The sequence below is a fragment of the Halobaculum gomorrense genome, assembly GCF_900129775.1.
GTDB lineage: Archaea > Halobacteriota > Halobacteria > Halobacteriales > Haloferacaceae > Halobaculum > Halobaculum gomorrense.
Genome location: NZ_FQWV01000001.1, coordinates 398,541 through 415,956, shown reverse-complemented (window position 1 = coordinate 415,956; position 17,416 = coordinate 398,541). Strand labels below are relative to the sequence as shown.

Here is a 17,416-nt window from a genome sequence, read left to right as displayed (position 1 = left end):
GCGGAGGGCTGGGTCGAAACCCGTCGGGGTCGGTGTCTACGCCTCTGCCTCCTCCACGTCGTCGGCGTGAGCGTCCTCGAGGTCGCTTTTGATCTGCGGGACGACGCCCGTGAGATCGCCGACCTGATCGTGTGCCTCCGCCAACGTCTCGACGAGCGCTTGAAGCTCCTCGATCTCCGCGGCGAGCTCTTCGTCGTCCTCGAAAGCGCCGGCGCGCTCACCCATCACGTACTGCTTTTTCGCCTGTCGCAGCTCCTCGACGGCGTCGCCGGTGTCGAGCGCCGATCGAAGCCCGTTGAGGGCGCCGAGCACGTTGTCCGCGTCCGTCCCCCAGATCGCGTCCGCGGTCGGCAGCGTCGCTTTCGCCGCACTGAGGTGTTCCTCCACGTCCGCGCGCATCTCGTCGGCTGCCTCGCCGAACAGGTCGTCGTCGTCGAAAGTGGACTGGGACATGGCTCACAATTCGCCGCCATCCTTCTTAAGCGGTCGCCCAAAAGTGAAAGTGAAATCGGCATCGGCGCGGGCCGAGCGGGCGGAATTCGGCCGTCCGTGCCGGCGAGTCGGGATCGAGAAGGGGCGGTCCGATCCCGTCGTCGGAACGGTTGTCCGATCAGCCGCCGGGCGACTGTCGTGGCGAGTGTCGGCTCAGTCGTCGGTCTCGACGACTTCGACGAGCTTCATGAGCGGGTAGCCGTCCTCCATCTCCATGCGCGTGCTGACGGTGACGCCGTCGTACGCGATCCGCATGTCGACCTCCAGCAGGTGGCCGGACAGCTCGGTGTAGCCGTTCTCATGGTCGATGTCAGCCGCGACGGCATCGTCGTCGATCGCGACCGTCACCGACTCACAGAAGGGCTGGTTCTCGATCGACTCGGCGATCGCGGTCTCCAGCGAGCGCGTGCTGCGGGGCGACACCGGCGTCCCCGCGAACTGGTGGTACAGCGAGCCGAACTTGATGCCGGCCTCGAAACACGCCTGCTGGGCGTCGGTGGCCATGGCCGACGGTGGGCGGGGAACGGCCAAAGGCGTACCGAGTGGCGATCGGAGCCGCCCCGTCCGACACCGTGCGACCTGTCAGCGCCCCGTACTCGGCCTCGCGAACCGCACCTTACTTACCCGCGCTCGTCAGATATCGGCCCGAATGGACGAACCGGTCTTACTCACCGGCGCCGGCGGGCGCGTCGGGCGCGCGATCCTCACTGGCATCGGGGAAGCGTACGACTGGCGGCTCCTCGACCGCGAGCCCGTCGCCGCCGAATTCCTCCCCGACAGGGTCACGGACGACGACGTGATCGTCGCCGACGTGACCGACGAGGCGAGCGTCCGCGAGGCAGTCGACGGTGCCGGCGCCGTCGTTCACCTGGCGGGCGACCCCCGCCCGAACGCGCCGTGGGACTCGGTGCTCGCGAACAACATCGACGGCACTCAAACGGTGCTGTCGGCCGCGGTCGACGCCGGCGTCGACCGGTTCGTCTTCGCCTCCTCGAACCACGCGGCCGGCGCCTACGAGACCGACGAGCGCACGCCCGACATGTACCGCACGGACGACGAGTTCCGGCTGGACGGCTCGGAGCTCCCGCGTCCGTCAAACCTCTACGGCGTCTCGAAGGCGACCGGCGAGACGCTCGGACGCTTCTACCACGACCACCACGACCTGACGGTCGCGTGCGTCCGCATCGGGAACCTCACGAAGGGCCACCCGCCCAAGGAGTACGAGCGCGGCCAGGCGATGTGGCTCTCGCACCGCGACTGCGCGCACCTGTTCGACCGGTGCCTCCGCGCCGACTACGACTACGAGATCGTCTACGGCATCTCCGACAACGACCGTAAGTACTACTCCATCGAGCGCGCCCGCGAGGTGCTCGGCTACGACCCGCAGGACAACTCCGCGGAGTACACCTTCGCCGGGGAGCCGAAGGAAGAACTCGAACCCGACTCCGCGTAGCCGGCTCCGGTGCCCAGTACGACCGCGACGGCGGTTAAAATAGCCCCTCTACGTCCCGCTCTTTGCGTCGCTCCCGCTCGACCAGTCCCGTGAGTCGATCGTAGACGATCCCGCGGGGTCCCGCGTCCTCCGCGCGCACGAAGTCGAACAGCAGCGCCGCAAACCGCGAGCGTCCCACCGCCTCCTCCTCACGGGCGAACCGCGCCGCGTCCGCGACCGCGTCGGCGTCGAGGTCGTGTTCCTCGGCGAGTGCCTCGGCAGCTTGGCCCGCAGCGTCCAGCGACAGCGACTCGGGCGCGACGCGCTCGCCACCGTGGCGAAGCGAGGGTGCGGGCTCTCGCTCGACGCGCTCGGGGTCCGCCTGCAGCCGAGCGAGCGCCTCGCGCGCGCCGGCCACGTCGATGCCGCGGTAGTCGTCCGGCACGTCCGCGAGGTACCCGCGGCCGCTCTCGGCGAGGCCGACCGCGCCCGGCCAGTTGCGGGTGCGGGCGTGGTGCTGGGCGGCGGCGAACTGGATCAGCCCGTGGAACAGCGCCTCGTCGCGGACGGCGGAGTCGGGAGCGTCGCCGGCGGCGGTCGCCTCCGTCAGTCCGAGCCACACCCCTTCCCACGGGTCGTGGGCAGCGTGGAACTCGCCGGCCGTGTACAGCGCGAGACCGGCGCGCAGCGCCGCGACGCGCGCGGCTTCGTCCGGGGCGTCGCTCGTGGTCACACCGGAACTCGGGCGGGGACGCGTTTCAGTCTGTCCGTGACGGTCGATCGCGGTGTGGCGGCGCGGGAGAAACGTCCAGACGGAGTTCACATGAGCGGTGCGTGGGCAAACGCAGTGAGCCCGCGACGGTGAACGGGGAGCGGAGCGACCCGTGAACAAGCTAACGTGAACCCGCCGGTCGTGACTGAACGAACGAAGTGAGTGAAGGAACGTCCGGACGGAGATTTGAACTCACTCACTTCGCTCGCGTGCGCTCGCTCGTTCGCTGCTCAAATATTCGCATATGAAGCGAGACCCGCGCCGCGTCGTGCGAGCGACAGGAGTCGCTCGCAGTGTGGTGGCGCGGTAAGAACGTCCGGACGGAGATTTGAACTCCGGTCCCTGGCTCCGCAAGCCAAGAGGATAGTCCACTACCCTACCCGGACTCATTTCAACTGACGCCGGGACCACGTAAATGGATTCCGATCCGGTCGGCCCGTGCGAGCGACCACCGTGACACAAACGCCGGCTTGCGCCTACGTCGCACTTTAGCTTGCTCCCCGCATCGTGTGACCTATGCACAGGCGACGCGTCCTGGAGGGTATGGTCCCCGCCGGTGTCACCCTGCTCGCGGGTTGCACGGGTGACCGAGGGACTGCCGGAGAGTCGGGAACCGACGAAGTGCCCACCGAGAGCTCGACGCCGGCTCCGGACGAGGGGGGCGACCGGCCGCGGATCACGGCCCGCTCGTTCACCCGCACCGGTGACGCGGGCGAGCCTGGCGAAGCCGCGAGCGTTGCGTTCGACGACGAGGCGGTGACCGTCTGGGGCATCATCTCGGGGAGGAACAGCTGCATGCAGGCGTCGTTGGGGGCGATCGAGTACGCCCCCGACACCGACGAACTCCGCGTCCGCGTCGAGACGATCCGCGAGGGGGGAGGCGTGTGCACCCAGCAGATCGTCTATCGGGGGTACGAAGCGGTCGCCGAGTTCGCGGGCGGCCTCCCGACCGCGGTCGTCGTCGAATACGAGTCGATGGGAGACGTTCGGACCGTCACGGCTGTGACTCGCTGATCGGACGACCGGCGACCCGACGGGCCGCGCGGCGAACCCTCAAATACGATCCCGCCCCAGCCGCCCCATGACCGACGAGCCGCGGGCCGCGACCGAAGACACCGTGACCGAAACCGGCACCGGGCGCGGCGACACCGGACGAACGGGAACCCTTATGCGCGAGACTTTCCTGGGACAGAATACGACTATGGGCGCTATCGAGGACGTCTACGACGACTTGGACGCCGACGTCCCCTTCGAGGAGTTCGAGGCCGCCGTCGAGCAGAAGGTCGAAGACATGGGCGGGCTGGCCGACGAGGAGACCGCGGCGATGCTCATCGCCCACGAACTGCGCGACGAGGAGGTCAACAGCGTCGCCGACATCGAGCCGGGGATGGACGACGTGAAGTTCCTCGCGAAGGTGATGACCGTCGGCGAGGTGCGCACCTTCGAGCGCGACGGCGAGGACGAGGACGGCCACGTCCTCAACGTCGAGGTCGCCGACGAGTCCGGACGTGTCACGATCTCGCTGTGGGACCAGGTCGCCGTCGACGCGAAGGAGAACCTCCAGACGGGCGACGTGCTCCGCATCATGGGTCGCCCGAAGGAGGGGTACAGCGGTCTGGAGGTCGCCGTCGACAAGGTCGAACCCGACCCGGACGCCGAGGTCGATGTCGACGCGGTCGAACAGTACCGGGTCGAGGACCTCACGATGGGCGCCTCCGACGTGGACCTGCTCGGCGTGATCCTCGACACTGACACGGTCCGCACCTTCGATCGCGACGACGGCTCGGAAGGGAAGGTGTCGAACATGACCGTCGGCGACGAGACCGGCCGGACCCGCGTCACCATGTGGGACGACATGGCCGAGCGCGTCGAGGAACTGAACCCGGGGGAGACCGTCGAGGTCGTCGACGGATACGTCCGCGAGCGCGACGGCACCCTCGAACTGCACGTCGGTTCACGGGGCGCCATCGAGACGGTCGACGACGACGTGGAGTACGTGCCCGACACCACCGACATCGCGGACCTGGAACTGGACGACGTGGCCGACATCGCCGGCGGCGTCATCGAGACGAGCGAGAAGCGTACGTTCGACCGCGACGACGGCTCGCAGGGGCAGGTTCGCAACGTCCGCATCAAAGACGAGACCGGAGAGATCCGCGTCGCGTTGTGGGGCGACAAGGCCGACCGCGACATCGACCTCGCCGACCGCGTCGCCTTCACCGACGTGGAGATCCAAGACGGCTGGCAGGACGACCTCGAAGCCTCCGCCGGCTGGCGCTCCTCCGTCTCCGTGCTCGACCACGCCGACAACGGGTCCGGCGGCGGATCCGGGGGATCGGAGAGTCGCGACGCCGGCCAAGGGGGACTCGACTCGTTCGGGTCGAGTGAGAGCGGAACACCGAGCGACGCCGACGGCTCGGGCACTGCGGTCGCCGACGACGGAGGCGCGGACACTACCGGCGCAGACGCCGACGCCGACGACGGCGGCGTCGTGGAGTTCACGGGGACGGTCGTCCAGGCCGGCGATCCGATCGTCCTCGACGACGGCACGCAGACCCGATCGGTGGAGACCGCCGCGAAGCTCCGGCTCGGGGAGGAGGTCACCGTCCGCGGCGTCGAGCGGGACGGCACCATCGACGCCGACGACGTGTTCTGAGAGATCGACCGTCGCGTCGAGCGAGCGTGTCGCCCGCGGCGCACGCGGCGGACGTGGTCGATACCCACGGCAACGGAAAGCGTTATACACGCCACACACCGGCGTATGTGTATGACTGTCGAGTTGCCGTTCGCGCCCGTGGACGATGTCATCCGACGCAACGCGGGTGACCTCCGGGTCAGCGCCGGCGCGGCCGAGGAGTTGGCCGGGCGCGTGCAACGGCACGGGGCGTCGCTCGCGGCCGACGCCGCAGAACGAGCTGCCGCCGACGGGCGAAAGACGCTGATGCCGGCCGACTTCGGCGTCGAACAGGTGGTCGAGCGCTCGACGCTGACGCTCCCGATCGCACCTGTCGACCGGATCGCGCGCCTCGATATCGACGATTCCTACCGCGTCTCGATGGACGCCCGCGTCGCGCTCGCGGACATCCTCGAGGACTACGCTGACAACGTCGCCCGCGCGTCCGCGCTGCTTGCGCGTCACGCCGACCGCCGAACCGTCCAGGCCGACGACATCGAGACGTACTTCGCGCTCTTCGAGGGGTAGCGATGCGGTTCGGCTACAGCGAGGCCTGCCTCGACCACGACACCGGCGACCGCCACCCCGAAAATCCCGACCGCTTGCGGGCGATCAAGGAGGGACTCAAGCGCAAGCACGGCGTCGAGTACGTCGAGGCCGACCCCGCCTCCCGCGGTGCCATCGACGCGGTCCACGAGTCCGGGTACGTCGACGAGGTGGTCGAGTTCTGTGAGTCGGGCGGCGGCAACTGGGACCCCGACACCGTCGCCTCCGCCGAGACCTGGACGGCCGCGCGCGCGGCAGCCGGCCAGGCGCAGTGGGCCGCCGCGGAGGCGCTCGCGAACGCTGAGGACGCCGGTCGAGACACCCCGTTCGCGCTCGGCCGCCCGCCGGGCCACCACGCCGTCTACGACGACGCGATGGGCTTCTGTTTCGTCAACAACGTCGCGGTCGCGGCCCAGTCGGCGCTCGACGACGACGGCGCCGACCGCGTCGCGATCTTCGACTGGGACGTCCACCACGGAAACGGGACGCAGGATATCTTCTACGACCGCGACAACGTGCTGTACGCGTCGATCCACGAGGACGGCCTCTACCCCGGCACGGGCGAGGAAACAGAGACCGGCGAGGGCGACAGCGAGGGCACGACGGTGAACGTCCCGCTACCCGCTGGGGCCGGCGACGCCGACTTCCTGCTCGCCATCGACGACGTGATTGCGCCGGTGATCGATCGCTACGATCCGGACCTCTTGCTCGTCTCGGCCGGCTTCGACGCCCACCGCCACGACCCGATCTCACGGATGCGGGTCTCCTCGGAGGGGTACGCGCTGTTGGCCGACCGCGTCCGCACGCTCGCGGAGACCGTCGACGCCGGACTCGGCTTCGTGTTGGAGGGCGGCTACGGGCTCGATACGCTCTCAGAGGGCGTCGCGATGGTCCACGAGACGTTCGACGGTCGTCCGCCGATCGAACCGGACAAAAAGCCGGAGTCGAAGAGCGTTCCGGTGATCGAGGAACTGCGCGAGCGGTTCGACCTGGAGTAGCGACGGCCGACGGCCGGCAGCGCCCGGCACCCGGCGGCGTTACACGGTGGGTTCGAAGTACTCTCGGAGGTCGACACCGAACTCGTCGGCCAGTGTCGCGAGCTCCTCGCCGGCGAGCACGTCGTACCCGCACTCCAGCGCCGACTCGACGCGCGCGCCGAGGGCGGCGTCGAAGATCCGTTCGGACTCGAGGACGGCGACCCCATCGCGCTCGTCGGGGTCGCGCTCGCGTTCGACGACATAGCGGCCGTCCGCGACGAACGGGCCGTAGGCGTTTGGGTCGTCCGCGTACTTGTCGTAGAAGCCGGCGGCGTGGTCGCGGACGTGGACCGGCGGCCCCTCGTGGCGCTCGACGGCGGGGAGCCGCCGGGCGGCGAGTTCGACGAGCAGCACCGCGCGCCGATCGCCTCCGTCGTCGCCGCGCTCGGCCGCGAACGTCGCCGCGCGGATCGCGTCGAATCCCATCCCGTCGAGTTCGCGCTCGACGCCCGCGAGCGACCGGCGCAGTTGGGGGTACAGTTGGTCGTCGACGAGGTCCGGCGCGTCGAACGCGACCGCGACCGGCGCGGTGACGCGGCGGCGGACGTGCTCGCGGACGCCGGCGGCGTCGAGCGGACGCGGTTCAGCCGGGAAGAACGGGTCCGTCCGGGGATCCGCGAGCAGGTCGCGCGCGTGGTGCTGGAAGCGCGCGAGGTTGTCTCCCGAGAGCACGGCCGCGACGTTGCGCTCGGGGTCGGTCGGGTCGACGACAACGAGCGGGTCGTCGAACTCTGCGGTTCCGTGGTCCTCGGGGTCGATCCGGACCGGCGGATGCCAGTCGGCGACCGCCTCCAGCGTCTCGCGGGCGCCGCCGTGTTCGGCCACGAGCAGCTCGGTGAGGTACCCCGAGAACCCCCGCGTGCGGAGGTTGCTCCCGTAGACCCCGATCCCCTTCAGGAACGACTTGAGCACCCGAACATCTCCCGCGAGGTCGTCGGTGAGCCGATCGAGGAGGTACTCGTTGTGGAACGGCGTCCGGTCGACGGCCGAGCGGATCTCGGTCGCGGCGTCGACATCGTAGCAGGGCACCAGATCCACGTCGAAGCCGTCGGCGGTGCCGACGACGTACGGGTGCTCGGCGTACTCCTCCTCGCCGTCGGGGAGCACGGCGTGGCCGACGCGGAGGCCGAGCTGCTCCAACTCTTCGCGGGACAGATCCGTCGGAAATCGCACGAACAGGTCGATGTCGCGGTCGCCCGCCAGCCACGTCCCGCGGGCGGTCGAGCCGACGGTGAGCACGTCGGCATCGTCGGCGGGCGACGGAAGGTCCGTGACGGCCGCGCGGACGCGCTCGGCGAGATCGGCGGCGGCCGCCTCCAACCGTTCACGCTCGGCAGCGTCGGGCGTGACCCGCTCGCGAACCGCCGCGAGCACCGCGTCGAGGTCGTCGCCGGCGACGGTCGCCTCGCCGAGCTCGTCGGCGTTCGCGTCCCCGTCGCTGTCGGCGTTCGGGTCGGTCATACGCCGCAGTTCCGCCGGGCGGGTAACGAGCGTGTCGGTCGCGGGACGAGGGGCACCGCGGCGGGAGAATCAGGGTGGCGGGTCGGTGTGCGAATCACCCGCTCGCGTCGGGGCGAAACGAAAGCACTTTCAAATTCACCCCAGTATATGCAACTGCGAGCCGAAGTAGCTCAGCTGGTAGAGCGCCTCGCTGTTACGGGATTCAGGTTCCCTGTCTCCCGCAGAGACGAGGTGGTCCCAGGTTCGAGTCCTGGCTTCGGCGCTTCTTGGGGTCGGCTCGACCCGTGAGCTTCGCTTCGGTCGCCCGTTCAAATCGTTGGAAAGGAAACTACTTGACTGCGGCCCGACAATGACGGCGACGAGGGCCCATAGCTTAGTCTGGTATAGCACCCGGCTCATACTCCGGCCGGTTTCGGCCGCCGGATGGGTCACCGGGCGGTCGAGGGTTCGAATCCCTCTGGGCCCATATTGCGGCACGACAACGAGGAGCGCGCGGCCGCGAGGCCGCGATGCGAACGGTGAGTGGAACGGGCCGTGAGCGAAGCGACCAGTCCGTGCTGCGTTCGTGGCATGGGAGGGATTCGAAGCGGGGAGTGGAGCAACGCGGAACGACCGTGGTTCGGATCCCTCTGGGCCCGGTTCCGGCGCCGCAGCGGCACAGGACGGAGTGATCGGTCGGCGGTGCGTCGCCGACGGACTCGTCGCCAAGCGCGTCGACGCGACGGTCGACTCGAAGTAGTAAGTACCCCGGAGCGGCTCCCTGTCGCTGGACAGCGGGCGCCCCGTTTTTGCGGCCAGCCGCCGTACGCCGGACCCATGGAGGGATACCCGTGAGCGACGCGGACCGACTCGTCGTCGTCAGTGACGACCCCAGGTACGACCCCGAGCGGCTGCGCGAGTCGCTGGGGTGCCGCGTCGAGCCGGCCGACCTCTCGACACCGGAGGCGCTCCGGACGAACGCCGCCGACGCCGACGCGGTCGTCGTAAACGTCGGATCGACGGTGCCGAGATCCGTGATCGAGGAGCTGGATCTCACCGTCGTCGCGCGCGGCGCCGTCGGACTCGACGGCATCAACGTGTCCGCGGCCGCCGAGCACGGCGTGCAGGTGATCCACGTCCCCGACTACTGTCTGGAGGAGGTCGCAGACCACGCGGTGGGGCTGTTCACCGCACTCGCGCGGGGGATCCCGGCGTACGCGGACCGGGCGGCGGCGGGCGACTGGGACTGGCAGCCGCCGTACCCGATCGGGCGGCTGGCGGACTGCACCGTCGGCGTCGTCTCCTTCGGTCCGATCGCACGACGGTTCGCCGACCGGGTCTTGCCGCTGGTCGACGACGTGCTCGTCGCCGACCCGTACGTCGACGACGCCGTGATCCGGGAACACGACGCCGAGCCCGTCGGGTTCGACGCCCTGTGTCGGCGCGCGGATCACCTCTCCGTGCACGCGCCGTTGACCGAGGAGACGCGGGGGATGGTGGACGAGGACGCCTTCGACGCCCTCCCGCCGCACGCGGTCGTCGTCAACACCGGCCGCGGAGGCGTCGTCGACGAGGAGGCGCTGGCGACGGCGCTGGCGGATGGATCGGTCGCGGCGGCCGGACTGGACGTGCTCGCGGCGGAGCCGCCGGCGGCGGACCATTCCCTGTTCGGCCGCGACGACGTGCTGGTGACTCCCCACGCCGGGTGGTACTCGGCGGCCGCCGAGCGCGACCTCAACGACGCGATCGCCGGCGATCTCGCGCGGGCGTTTCGCGGCGAGGAGCCCCGCGGTCTGGTCGATCCCGACGCCGACTGGCTGTAGCGTCGGGCTGGCCCGGATCCGGGCAGGGGCTGGGTCCGGCGTCGGACCGCCGGTTCACAGATAGGTGTCGCGGACGGTCCGCGCGAGCAGGCCGTCCTTCTCGAAGGCGATGTAGATGGCGACGAACGCCCCGTCCGGCGGGCGGAGGACGAACACCTCGCGGGGCTCGCCGTCCGCGAGGTCCTCGTTCACGCGGTCGACCAGCGGCTCCAGCGGCGTCGTCCCCGAGCGGAACTCCCCGAGCAGGTCGCGCGCGCCGACCTCGCTGAACACGTACAGCGCGCCGTTTGGCTCGCCGTCGGTGTCGCGCGTGACGCGCGACCCCATCCCGTCGCCGGCGGTGCTGGCGTCGCGCCAGGCGTCGCGGGCGGCCTCGAACATCGGCTCGGCGTCGTCGACGAACCGGTAGCGGCTCTCACGGTCGACGGTGAGCGACTCGACGCGCGCGAGCGGACTACTCCCGGCGTCGGTCTCCGCAGCACCGGTCACGGCGTCGTCGACCGCCTCCGGGCCGGCCGTCGAGTCGGGCCACCGCAGCGTCGCAGTGACGACGTATCCCGGCTCCAGATCCGCGAGCGCCTCGGCGACGGACTCGTCGCCGCCGACATCGGCCGCGACCCTGACCGGTTCGAACCCCTCGTCGGGGGCCGGTCCGGGCCCCGGGTCCGGCGCGTCGAGGTCGACGAACACAAGCGTCCCCTCGGCGCGGTCGAGCACGCGGTAGCGTCGCGGGCCGATGCCGCCGGAGTCCGCCGAAGCGGCGGAGTCAGCGGCGGGACCGCCGGCCGTGGCGGCGGCAGCGTTCGCGCGGTCGGCGGCGTTCCCAACGTCCTGGCCGTCGGAGTCGCCCGCGGTTTCATCGTCGTCCGTCACCACGTCGTCGGCCGACTCGACCCAGTCTCCGTCTCCGTCACCGGCCCACGGGTCGACGGCGCCGGGATCGTCGCGCTCGTCCATGGTGGATCCCTCTTGCCCGAGCGGCAAGCGCGTGTCGCTTCGCGGGCCCGCAGGGTTTACTCACGAGGCGTTCGATGGACGCATGTGCGAATCGAAGACGCCGTCGAGCCGTCCGAACGCGGGATGAAGCTGCTCGAAGTGGGGACGGCGTACTTCCTGCTGGTGCTGTTCGCGATCGGGTTCCTCGATCTCCTGTTGGTGTTGGTCGGTCTCCTGTTGAGCGGCAAGTTCACCGATCCCAACCAGGTGATCGACATCATCGACACCGTGCTCGTGTTGCTGATCATCGTCGAGATCCACCAGACGGTGGTGGCGTTCTCGCGCAACGAGCCGGTCGTCCGGATCGTCATCAGCGCGGCGCTGATCGCGATCACCCGGAAGGTGGTCTCCTTCCGGCCCGGCGAGTACGCCACGATCGAGGATGCGTTCGTCGCCGCCGCGGCGTTCGCCCTCCTGCTTGGGGTGCTCGTCGCCGCGTTCTTCGTCGTCCGACGCGTGGACACCGACGCGGTGACGCCCGACTCGTTCGCCGGTGAGGACGGCGGGCAAGACCAGACCGACCAACCGCGCGGAGAATGAGCCGGCGCGAGGACGGACGTAACCGGGGGCCGTCAACGCTACCTCCGAGCGCGCCGGATCGTCCCCCGTGTTGAACGCCGACTTCCGAGATCGCGGCGTCTATCTCCGGGACGCGGACGCGCTCGTCGTCGCTGACCTCCACGTCGGCCGGGCGGAAGCGTCCGACGTGTCGTACCCGCTGGGCGAGGCGTCGGACCTCTCCCAGCGTCTCCGGTCGCTGCTCGATCGCTTCGAGCCCGCCGAGGCGGTGATCGCCGGCGACGCGCTCCACCGGTTCGACCGCGTCTCGCTCGCGGCCGAGCGGTCGCTCACGGCGCTCGCCGACGCCTGCCGCGACGCCGGTGCGCGCCCCGTGCTCGTCCGAGGCAACCACGACACCGCCCTCGGCGACGCGACGGCGTCGGACGCGTGGGACGGTCCTGTCTGCGACGCCTACGAGTTCGACGCACGGGTGCGTGGCGCCCCGGTCGTCGTCCGCCACGGCCACGAGCCGCCACCGGCTGACGAGTCCGCGGGGCTATACGTCGTCGGCCACGACCACCCGACCGTCGAGATCGAGGGGGCGCGTCGACCCTGTTGGCTGTACGCCGAGCGCGGCTTCCGCGACGCCGACGTGTTGATGACACCGGCGTTCACCCGGCTCGCCGCCGGCGTCGCGGTGAACGGCATGACCGCCCGGGAGTTCCAGTCGCCGTTCGTCACCGACGCCGACGCGCTTCGCCCGATCGTCGCCCGCGAGGACGCCGACGCGATGGCGTTCCCACCGCTGGGAGCGTTCCGGCGGCTGCTGTGAATCGGCGGCTCATCGTCGGTCGAGCAACGTTTTTTGTCCCGCTGTGCGTCACGTGCTATTGATGGCCGCGATCAACGAGTGTCTGGGGTGCGGTGTCGACTTCGACCACAGCGACGGCGAGTGCCCCGAGTGCGGGTGGGGCCCGGCTGAGTTCAGCGAGCGCGGTCGGTACGGGCTGGCGAAGGAGGGGCACGGCGAGCCGGACGACGGGGGCGAGGGCGACCGCGACGGATCGCGCGGCCCGCCGCCGGGGCCGAGGGGACTGATCGGATTCTGATACGTAGCGAGCGGAAGCCCACCCCTTCAGGGGTGGGTGTAAGCGACAGCATAGCCCGGCAGTCCACGCGCTACGGCTCGTCTGGATGTTCCACCGCCTCCAACCCCGCTTCGATAATCTCCCGATACGCTTCTTCGAGGCTCACATCCTGTTGTTCGGCGTAGTCCTTCACGCGCCCGTTCAGGGTGTGCGAGATGTCGATGTTCGGTCTCATCGCCTGTGTCCAAAAGACATTTAGACGTAGGACTACAAATGTCTGTTGTCGTGATGCGAACCAATGCGTTCGCGGTGCGCCCGCTCTCCACGCAGGACGAGCAACTGCTCCGCGACCTGTTGGACGCCTCCGCCAGCCTCTGAAACGAACTCACCTACGAACGTCGCCAGAACTTCTTCGACGGCGAATCCGTGTGGGATACCGCCGACTACCGCAAGCAGTACGTTGGCGTCCTCGGCTCCGCCACCGCCCAACAAGTCATCCGCAAGAACAGCGAGGCGTGGCGGTCGTTTTTCGCCGCCCGCGAGGATGGCGAGGACACCGCCCCGCCCGACTACTGGGGCAACGAAGACGAGGGTCGGGAGTTGCGGACGTACATCCGCAACGACCAGTACACCCTCGAAACCGGCGAGCGGAGTCGTCTCGAAATCCCGGTCGGCCAAGACCTCAAAGACGAGTACGGGCTTGGCTACCACGACCGCCTGCGCCTCGAAGTCGCTGGCGACCCCAAATGGAAGGGCGAACAGGGCCGGTTGGAACTGTACTACGACGAGGTGAGCGACACGTTCAGGGCCATTCAACCCGTCACCGTGCTTGATTCTCGACGGGATTCACCACTAGCCGAGGAATCGGCTGCCTTGGATGTCGGCGCAAACAACCTCGTCGCCTGTACCACCACGACCGGCCAGCAGTACCTCTACGAGGGCCGCGACCTGTTCGCCCGCTTCCGCGAAACCACCGAGGAGATTTCCCGCCTGCAGTCCAAACTCCGCGAGGGCCGGTACAGCAGTCGCCGGATTCGACGCCTGTACCGCAAGCGGACGCGACGACGCGACCACGCACAGGACGCACTCGTGCGCGACCTGATAGAACGGCTGTACGACGAGGGCGTTTCCACCGTGTATGTGGGCAACCTCACCGATGTCTTGTCGGCACACTGGTCGGCAGAGGTGAACGAGAAGACGCACCAGTTCTGGGCGTATCGCTCGTTCATCGACCGGCTTGCGACGACCGCCGAGGAGTACGGCATCGCGGTCGAAGTCGAGTCGGAAGCGTACACGACGGCGGAGTGCCCTGTGTGTGGCGAGCGCGACGAGACAGACCGGGACGGCGACGTGTTTCGGTGTTCGTGTGGCTACGAGGGCCACGCCGATCTCGACGCGTCGCGGGTGTTCCTCGAACGACAGGCTGGCACGAATCTGGAAGCCGGGTCGATGGCACGGCCCGTGCGCCTCACGTGGGACAACCACAACTGGTCGGAGATACCACACTCTCCCGAGAGGGCAAGTCCCAACGAGGAGCGCACAAACCAGAGTACCGGCGACGGGAAACTTGCCTCCGTGGGTACGGCATAGCCAACATCCCCACCGGAGGAATCCCACTCCTTCAGGGGTGGGAGGATGTCAATCAGTCGGCGTCCGCGCGGTCCTCCTTGTCGGGGGCGACCGGGGCGCCCTCGCGCGTCGACAGCGGCGGGCGGTCCTCGGCGTGGCGCGACTCGTTGAGCGCGTCGCAGACGGTGCCCTGCCCGCCCATGTTCACCCCCGCGAGCCGGGTCCGCCGGCGGACGAGCTCCACCTCGTCGCCGTCGAACGGCTCTTCTTCGGGCGTCCGGAACAGCTCGGACTGCTCGTCGTCGAGCACGCCGGTCGCGTCGGCCTTCTCCAGGTAGCGCTCGACGGGCTCGGCGTCCGCCTCGACCGCGACCGCGCCGTCGCGGACCCACACGCGGACCCGGCCCTCGGGCGCGTCCGCGAACTCCAGATCGGACCGGGACACCTCGGCGACCTGTTCGCGGGTCAGCCCCGCGTCCAGCAGGGCGCCGGTGGCGTCGTGCTGGCGGGCGGTGCGGGCCTTGCGGTCGAGTTCCAGCCTGACCGATTCGACCCCGCCGTCGGCGTCGGAGAACGCCTCCTCGAAGGGAAGCCGCTCGTTGACGCCGCGGGTGATCTCCCGTTCGTGCATGTGGTCGCGAAGTTCGATCTCCGCGCGAGCGACCGTCGGCAGCGACTCGACGGCCTCACGGGCGTCGACGGCCATCATCCACGCGAACGCCGGCGAGCACCAGGCGGTCGGGAGCGTGAACGCGACGAACACCTCGTCGCCGGCGTCGTCGCCCGCGTCGGCGGCGGCGGCGGCCTCGATCTCGATCTCCTCGACGTAGTCCAGTTCGACGATCGACGTGTCCAGCTCCGGATCGGTGACGCGGTCGAGGCGCTCCCGGACCGCGCCGGGCGTCGTCACGGCGTCGGTCGACGCCGCGTCGGCCGGTGTCGGCTCCGAGGACATCAGTCGTCCGCGGGCGCGGGGCCCGTTCCGGCGGCGTCCGCGTAGTGGTCTGCCAGGCCGAAGTCCTCCGTCACGTCGTCCGACCTGAACTGTTCTTTCTTCGCCTCGATATCGATATCGTACAGTTCGGCGGCGTTCTCGCCGAGGATCTTCCGCTTCGTTTCGAGTCCGAAGTCGACGCCGTACTCCTCCTGTTGCTCGTCGGTGAGTTCCGCCTCCATGAACGTCTCGACGAGCCAGTCGGGGTTCCACAGGGCGTAGTCAGAGCCGAACAGCAGGCGGTCCTCGCCCAGCCAGAACAGGAGTTCGCCCATGATCTCGCCGAACTTGCGCGGCCGGTGGACCGCCAGCGGCGCGGCGACCGCGAGCCCGCCGTAGACGTTCGGCTCCTGGGCGGCGATCCAACAGAAGTCGTCGAGCCGGGGGAGCCCGACGTGCTCGACGACGAAGTTCAGCTCCGGGAAGGAGGTGGCCGCGTCGTCCACGTCGGCCACGTCGAACGCGTCGCGGTTCAGTGGCCGAATCGTGGGCCCCTTGTGCGGGTGGATGTTCTCGATACCCAGCTCCGAGCACTTCTCTAGGAACTCGAACGACTCCTCGCTGTCCAGCCGCCACCCCTTCGAGTCGCCGTTCCACTCCGCGGTGTACAGCTTCACGCCCTGAATGTCGTACTCCTCTTTTTGTCGCTCCAGCTCCCGCATCCCCGCCTCGCCGTCGCGCGGGTCGAACCGGCCGTTGAGCACGAACCGCTCGGGGTACCGCTCGGCCAACTCGGCGTTGTCACCGATGGTGTTGAAGCCCTCCGCGTAGAAGTCGTTCAGGTACGTCGGCTGGAAGATCCCCATGTCGACGGCCGCGTTACCGAACAGGTCGTCAGCCATCCGGTCGGCGCCGTACTGCCGGTACTCGTCGAGGCTCCACTGTTTCTCCTCGGGCGTGAATCCGGTGTGGTAGTCGTAGAAGCACTGGATGAACTGCTCGCCTCCCTCGTGGGTGATGTTCTCCTCGCTCGCGTCCCACAGGTGCAGGTGCGAGTCGATCACAAAAATCTCCTCGCCGTCGTCAGTGACGTACATGTGTAGTGTCGATTGTTGCCATCCCACATGATTGTTTGCATGGTTCTGCCGGGCCTCGCACAACCGTCTCCGAACGAGCCCGGACCGGCCCACTCGGTCCGGGCTAGCGGGATCGCCCACTCCGAGGACCCTCCGCCCCGGAGACGGATTGCGACGAGGCCGCTGCCGCGTCAGTCGCCCCCGAGCAGGAACTCCGTCAGGTGCTTGCGGAACGTCCCGCCGCGGTCCTCGGGCACCCAGTGATTCGCCTCTTCGAGACGCACGAGTTCACACGAGTCGATGTCACGCTCCAGCCGCTCGGCCCACCGAACGGGCTGGAACTCGTCTTCGATCCCCCACAGCAGCAGCGTGTCCGCCGTCACGTCCCCGGGGTCGACCTCGGTAGTGTGGCTGGTGTTCGTCCCGCTCGCGTTGCGCACGAGCGAGGTGACGCCCTCCTCGGAGGCCCACGGCGCCTTCATCGCCTCCACGAACGCGTCGTCGACGCCGCCGTACAGCGTGTCCCGGAAGAGGCCGTCGAGCATCCCCTGGACGTCCTCGACGCTGTTCTCGCGGGCCGACTCCGGCAGTCCCAGGTCGGTGATGATCTGGATCGGCCACGAGTCGTATGCGACCGAGTTCGACAGCACCAACCGGTCAACCGCGTCGGGCGTGCGCGCCGCGAGGCGGAGGCCGACACCGCCCCCGAGGTCGTGGCCGACGAAATCGACCGTCCCCAGATCAAGGTCGTCGATCAGGCCGCGGACCGCCGCCTCCTGGGCGCGGATCGACCGATCGAAGCCGTCGTGCATCGCGGAGGTGCCGTACCCCACCATGTCGGGCGCGATCGCCCGTCGATCGGCCGCAACGGCCTCGAACTGGCGTCTAAACAGATAGGAGTTCGTCGGGATGCCGTGGAGGAACACCACCGGGTCGCCCTCGCCCTCGTCACGGTAGGCGATCTCGAGGTCGTGGTCGTCCACGGGTACCGTCGTGCTGTCCTGCGCCGCCGTCCACTCGTCGTAGCTCGTCATCG

The 17,416-nt window shown here is 69.2% G+C and carries 18 protein-coding genes, 3 tRNA genes and 1 pseudogene; 12 read left to right on the top strand and 10 right to left on the bottom strand.

Features of this window, described 5'->3' with window-relative positions; translation table 11 throughout:
• Window positions 1-36: 36 nt before the first annotated feature.
• Window positions 37-453, bottom strand: coding sequence for a DUF5790 family protein (locus tag BUE16_RS02100; RefSeq protein WP_073306741.1), 417 nt, complete (start codon window positions 451-453; stop codon window positions 37-39).
• A 192-nt stretch (window positions 454-645) separates the two neighbouring features.
• The gene (locus BUE16_RS02095) at window positions 646-996 is read right to left on the bottom strand and encodes a dihydroneopterin aldolase family protein (protein WP_073306740.1); all 351 of its coding nucleotides are present in this window, start codon (window positions 994-996) and stop codon (window positions 646-648) included.
• A gap of 145 nt (window positions 997-1,141) precedes the next feature.
• On the opposite strand from BUE16_RS02095, the gene azf reads away from it, so the two are divergent.
• Window positions 1,142-1,945, top strand: a complete 804-nt coding sequence (gene azf / locus BUE16_RS02090; protein WP_073306739.1) for an NAD-dependent glucose-6-phosphate dehydrogenase Azf — start codon at window positions 1,142-1,144, stop codon at window positions 1,943-1,945.
• A gap of 34 nt (window positions 1,946-1,979) precedes the next feature.
• On the opposite strand, the gene BUE16_RS02085 is transcribed toward azf, so the two are convergent.
• Together BUE16_RS02085 and BUE16_RS02080 are read right to left on the bottom strand one after the other, a co-directional pair.
• Entirely contained in the window at window positions 1,980-2,657 is a 678-nt protein-coding gene (locus BUE16_RS02085; RefSeq protein WP_200778345.1) for a DUF309 domain-containing protein, read from the bottom strand.
• A 352-nt stretch (window positions 2,658-3,009) separates the two neighbouring features.
• Window positions 3,010-3,082 (bottom strand) — tRNA-Arg (locus tag BUE16_RS02080).
• A gap of 130 nt (window positions 3,083-3,212) precedes the next feature.
• Here BUE16_RS02080 and BUE16_RS02075 point away from each other — a divergent pair.
• The 4 genes from BUE16_RS02075 (at window position 3,213) to BUE16_RS02060 (ending at window position 6,914) form a co-directional block, all read left to right on the top strand.
• The gene (locus BUE16_RS02075; RefSeq protein ID WP_143165341.1) at window positions 3,213-3,710 is read left to right on the top strand and encodes a hypothetical protein; all 498 of its coding nucleotides are present in this window, start codon (window positions 3,213-3,215) and stop codon (window positions 3,708-3,710) included.
• A gap of 187 nt (window positions 3,711-3,897) precedes the next feature.
• Window positions 3,898-5,352, top strand: coding sequence for a single-stranded DNA binding protein (locus BUE16_RS02070; RefSeq protein ID WP_143165340.1), 1,455 nt, complete (start codon window positions 3,898-3,900; stop codon window positions 5,350-5,352).
• A gap of 111 nt (window positions 5,353-5,463) precedes the next feature.
• Window positions 5,464-5,898, top strand: coding sequence for a histone family protein (locus BUE16_RS02065; RefSeq protein ID WP_073306737.1), 435 nt, complete (start codon window positions 5,464-5,466; stop codon window positions 5,896-5,898).
• Between the two features lie 2 nt (window positions 5,899-5,900).
• Window positions 5,901-6,914, top strand: coding sequence for a histone deacetylase family protein (locus BUE16_RS02060; protein WP_073306736.1), 1,014 nt, complete (start codon window positions 5,901-5,903; stop codon window positions 6,912-6,914).
• Between the two features lie 39 nt (window positions 6,915-6,953).
• On the opposite strand, the gene cca is transcribed toward BUE16_RS02060, so the two are convergent.
• Window positions 6,954-8,414, bottom strand: coding sequence for a CCA tRNA nucleotidyltransferase (gene cca, locus BUE16_RS02055; protein ID WP_073306735.1), 1,461 nt, complete (start codon window positions 8,412-8,414; stop codon window positions 6,954-6,956).
• Between the two features lie 159 nt (window positions 8,415-8,573).
• Here cca and BUE16_RS02050 point away from each other — a divergent pair.
• The 3 genes from BUE16_RS02050 (at window position 8,574) to BUE16_RS02040 (ending at window position 10,216) form a co-directional block, all read left to right on the top strand.
• Window positions 8,574-8,676 (top strand) — tRNA-Asn (locus BUE16_RS02050).
• Between the two features lie 100 nt (window positions 8,677-8,776).
• Window positions 8,777-8,880: transfer RNA gene (locus tag BUE16_RS02045), tRNA-Ile, on the top strand.
• 364 nt (window positions 8,881-9,244) lie between these two features.
• Window positions 9,245-10,216, top strand: coding sequence for a C-terminal binding protein (locus BUE16_RS02040; RefSeq protein ID WP_073306734.1), 972 nt, complete (start codon window positions 9,245-9,247; stop codon window positions 10,214-10,216).
• A 54-nt stretch (window positions 10,217-10,270) separates the two neighbouring features.
• Here the strand turns inward: BUE16_RS02040 and BUE16_RS02035 are convergent, their stop codons facing one another.
• Entirely contained in the window at window positions 10,271-11,173 is a 903-nt protein-coding gene (locus BUE16_RS02035) for a DUF6663 family protein (protein WP_234972311.1), read from the bottom strand.
• A gap of 84 nt (window positions 11,174-11,257) precedes the next feature.
• On the opposite strand from BUE16_RS02035, the gene BUE16_RS02030 reads away from it, so the two are divergent.
• The 3 genes from BUE16_RS02030 to BUE16_RS02020 all read left to right on the top strand — a co-directional run bounded on the left by BUE16_RS02030 (window position 11,258) and on the right by BUE16_RS02020 (window position 12,822).
• A complete protein-coding gene (locus BUE16_RS02030; RefSeq protein WP_073306733.1) occupies window positions 11,258-11,752 on the top strand; it encodes a phosphate-starvation-inducible PsiE family protein in 495 nt (164 codons plus the stop codon).
• A gap of 67 nt (window positions 11,753-11,819) precedes the next feature.
• Complete coding sequence (locus BUE16_RS02025; RefSeq protein WP_073306732.1) at window positions 11,820-12,545, top strand: metallophosphoesterase; 726 nt, start codon at window positions 11,820-11,822, stop codon at window positions 12,543-12,545.
• 61 nt (window positions 12,546-12,606) lie between these two features.
• Window positions 12,607-12,822 carry a hypothetical protein gene (locus tag BUE16_RS02020; RefSeq protein WP_073306731.1) on the top strand — a complete coding sequence of 72 codons (216 nt, stop codon included), beginning with the start codon at window positions 12,607-12,609 and terminating at the stop codon, window positions 12,820-12,822.
• A gap of 70 nt (window positions 12,823-12,892) precedes the next feature.
• Here BUE16_RS02020 and BUE16_RS16565 read toward each other — a convergent pair whose 3' ends face one another.
• On the bottom strand, window positions 12,893-13,036 hold the full coding sequence (locus BUE16_RS16565) for a hypothetical protein (RefSeq protein WP_159435703.1): 144 nt from the start codon (window positions 13,034-13,036) through the stop codon (window positions 12,893-12,895).
• 38 nt (window positions 13,037-13,074) lie between these two features.
• On the opposite strand from BUE16_RS16565, the pseudogene BUE16_RS02010 reads away from it, so the two are divergent.
• A pseudogene (locus tag BUE16_RS02010) lies at window positions 13,075-14,391 on the top strand (RNA-guided endonuclease InsQ/TnpB family protein).
• 52 nt (window positions 14,392-14,443) lie between these two features.
• Here BUE16_RS02010 and BUE16_RS02005 read toward each other — a convergent pair.
• The 3 genes from BUE16_RS02005 to BUE16_RS01995 form a co-directional block, all read right to left on the bottom strand.
• Window positions 14,444-15,325, bottom strand: coding sequence for an iron-sulfur cluster assembly protein (locus tag BUE16_RS02005; protein ID WP_073306730.1), 882 nt, complete (start codon window positions 15,323-15,325; stop codon window positions 14,444-14,446).
• Window positions 15,325-16,401, bottom strand: a complete 1,077-nt coding sequence (locus BUE16_RS02000) for an amidohydrolase family protein (RefSeq protein WP_073306729.1) — start codon at window positions 16,399-16,401, stop codon at window positions 15,325-15,327. Before BUE16_RS02000 ends, BUE16_RS02005 begins: the two co-directional genes overlap by 1 nt.
• A gap of 170 nt (window positions 16,402-16,571) precedes the next feature.
• Window positions 16,572-17,414 carry an alpha/beta fold hydrolase gene (locus BUE16_RS01995; RefSeq protein ID WP_073306728.1) on the bottom strand — a complete coding sequence of 281 codons (843 nt, stop codon included), beginning with the start codon at window positions 17,412-17,414 and terminating at the stop codon, window positions 16,572-16,574.
• Window positions 17,415-17,416 lie beyond the last annotated feature (2 nt).